General features: G+C 61.6%; 3 protein-coding genes. 1 reads left to right on the top strand and 2 read right to left on the bottom strand.

Annotated features, from left to right (window positions below; genetic code table 11):
- Nucleotides 1–291, top strand: a 291-nt coding sequence (locus tag Q8K05_RS00085) for a hotdog fold thioesterase (RefSeq protein ID WP_305244517.1), incomplete at its 5' end; no start/stop codon positions are given.
- 134 nt (nt 292–425) lie between these two features.
- On the opposite strand, the gene Q8K05_RS00080 is transcribed toward Q8K05_RS00085, so the two are convergent.
- On the bottom strand, nt 426–950 hold the full coding sequence (locus Q8K05_RS00080; RefSeq protein ID WP_305244516.1) for a hypothetical protein: 525 nt from the start codon (nt 948–950) through the stop codon (nt 426–428).
- Nucleotides 947–2,099: ATP/GTP-binding protein (locus tag Q8K05_RS00075; protein ID WP_305244515.1), on the bottom strand; the 1,153-nt coding region annotated here is incomplete at its 5' end. The genes Q8K05_RS00075 and Q8K05_RS00080, both read right to left, overlap by 4 nt.

The following is a 2,099-nucleotide window of genomic DNA, read 5'->3' as shown; positions in this document are numbered from 1 at the left end:
CACCGCACGGTCCAGCCCTACGGCCTGCTGCACGGCGGCGTGTCGGTCGTGCTGGCCGAAACGCTGGGGTCTTGCGGCGCGGCCTATGCGGCCCCCGCAGGCCACCGCGCTGTCGGGCTGGACATCAACGCCAACCACCTCAAGGGCGTCACCAGCGGCTGGGTCACTGGCATCACGCGCCCCGTGCATATAGGCCGCAGCACCCAGGTCTGGCAGATCGAACTGACCAACGAAGCGGGTGAGCTGACCTGCGTGTCGCGCATCACGATGGCGGTGCTGGCGCCAAAATAATGGTCAAATCGGGCCTCAGCCCTTGCTATACAGGCGTTAGTAGCTATTACTTTTGTAGCTATCAGGAAATTTCAAGGTGCTGCAGGCTGACTCAACCATCTCCTTTCTGTAGCGCAGGCGCGAGATTTCGACCATCAAGTTTTTAGGACCGCCATTGTCAGCAGATTCAAAAGTTCGTCCAGAACGGCGATTCGGGACCGCGCCTCGTCCAGCACGTCGCGGCTGAAATGCCGCAGGACGGCCGCATCCGACGCTGCGGCGCCAAACCGGGCTGAAAAATCCTGCTTCAGCTGCGCGGTCATCCGGCCTTGCACTGGTGCGCGGTGCAGTTGCAGCAACACTGCCTCAAGGCAGGGCTGGCAAGGCATCACATGAATCTTGGCCTTGCGGGCCACCGCGCGGGTCTTGTCGTTCCAGTCGGTGTCTGTGTCCAGCAGCGCCGCCTTCACGTCATACGCCGCATTGCGCGACTGGCGGAACGCGAAGTCCACCACATGCGCTGCCCCCTTGCCGCGTGCGTTCTTAATCGTCACCACGACGCCCGAGCTACGCTGCACATAAAGCCCTTTGAGGTGCTGCATGAACTGAAGCTCTGCATCGCCTTCTCCCACCAACAGTACCGTGCGCGCCACCTGGCGCGGTGTGGTGTTGCGCCTCATAGCTGCGGCACAGCGCCATAGGCACCCGCCATGTACTTTGCGTAGAAGTTGTCGTCACTGCGGATGCCTTCCACCGTGTCGAGCCGCCAGGCGCTGCTCTCGTTGTTCGCGTCTTTTTCCACCAGCATCACCTGCGACTTGTGAACGATGTTCAGCACCTCCATCGCATGGCAGGTGAACAACAACTGGCCGCCGTGCGGGTTGGTTGCCGGGTTGGCAAACAGGTCCAGAATGGGCTCCAGCATGTGCGGATGCAGGTCGTTTTCGAACTCGTCAATCACGGCCAAACCACCCACCTGCAACACCGGCAACAAACGATGCAGCAGCACCAGCGCGCCTTGTGTACCGCTGGATTCGAGCTTGAAAGGCAGTTCAAACTGCGCACCGTTCGCCGCACGGTGAATGCCAAATGGCAACCAGAACTTTTCTTTTTTGCCGTCGGACAACACCGTTTCCAGCTCGCGCACCTGCACATCGCTCAAGCCCAGGTCCCATGCCGACAGCAGGCGAACCAGTTGCTGGCGCTGCGCCTCTTCGCCCGCAAAGTACGCCGCCGCACGCATCAACTGGTTCGAGTCATTGACCATGCGACCAAACTGGTGAATATTGCTCCAGACAGCGCTGTTCACCAAGCGCTGCGCCAGTGGCACGCCATATTGCGCGGCCGTGGCAATCAGCGACGCATTGGGCCGCACCTTGCGCGCCTCGGACGGCGCAAAACCGAAATCCTGCTGCTTGATGTCATAGCCCTGCGCCGCTTCGTTCCAGTCGCGCACAAACACATAGCGCATGCGCTCGTGCTTCACGTACAGGGCTTCGTGCAGCACCCGCTGCGGCGTGCAGCGCAGCGTGTAGCGCCACAAACGACCGTCAACATCGGCCTCCACCTCAAACTCCGACGGCTCGGTGGGCGCAGCCGCGTGCGGCTGAAACGGCAGCGGTGCGGCAGGTTCAGCGCTGAACGAGTGGCGCATGAACCAGTCCAGAAACAGCACAGGCTTAAGCAAAGCCGTCTTGCCACTGGCGTTGGGACCAATCACCGCCATGACCGTGCTCACCCGCTCGCCCGAGCCCGACTGGCGCGACCACACCGCGTCAGGCACCTTGCGATCCAACAGCCAGGACACTTCGGTGCGTTCGCGGAAAGAC

It is taken from the genome of Polaromonas sp., from assembly GCF_030682935.1.
Classification (GTDB): Bacteria; Pseudomonadota; Gammaproteobacteria; order Burkholderiales; family Burkholderiaceae_C; genus Polaromonas.
The sequence above is the reverse complement of the archived record's forward strand: the minus strand, read 5'-3'. Positions and strand labels throughout refer to the sequence as shown.

Coding starts and splice junctions, on each gene's coding strand:
- Q8K05_RS00080 (WP_305244516.1), bottom strand. CDS start 950: ATGAGGCGCAACACCACACCGCGCCAGGTGGCGCGCACGGTACTGTTG.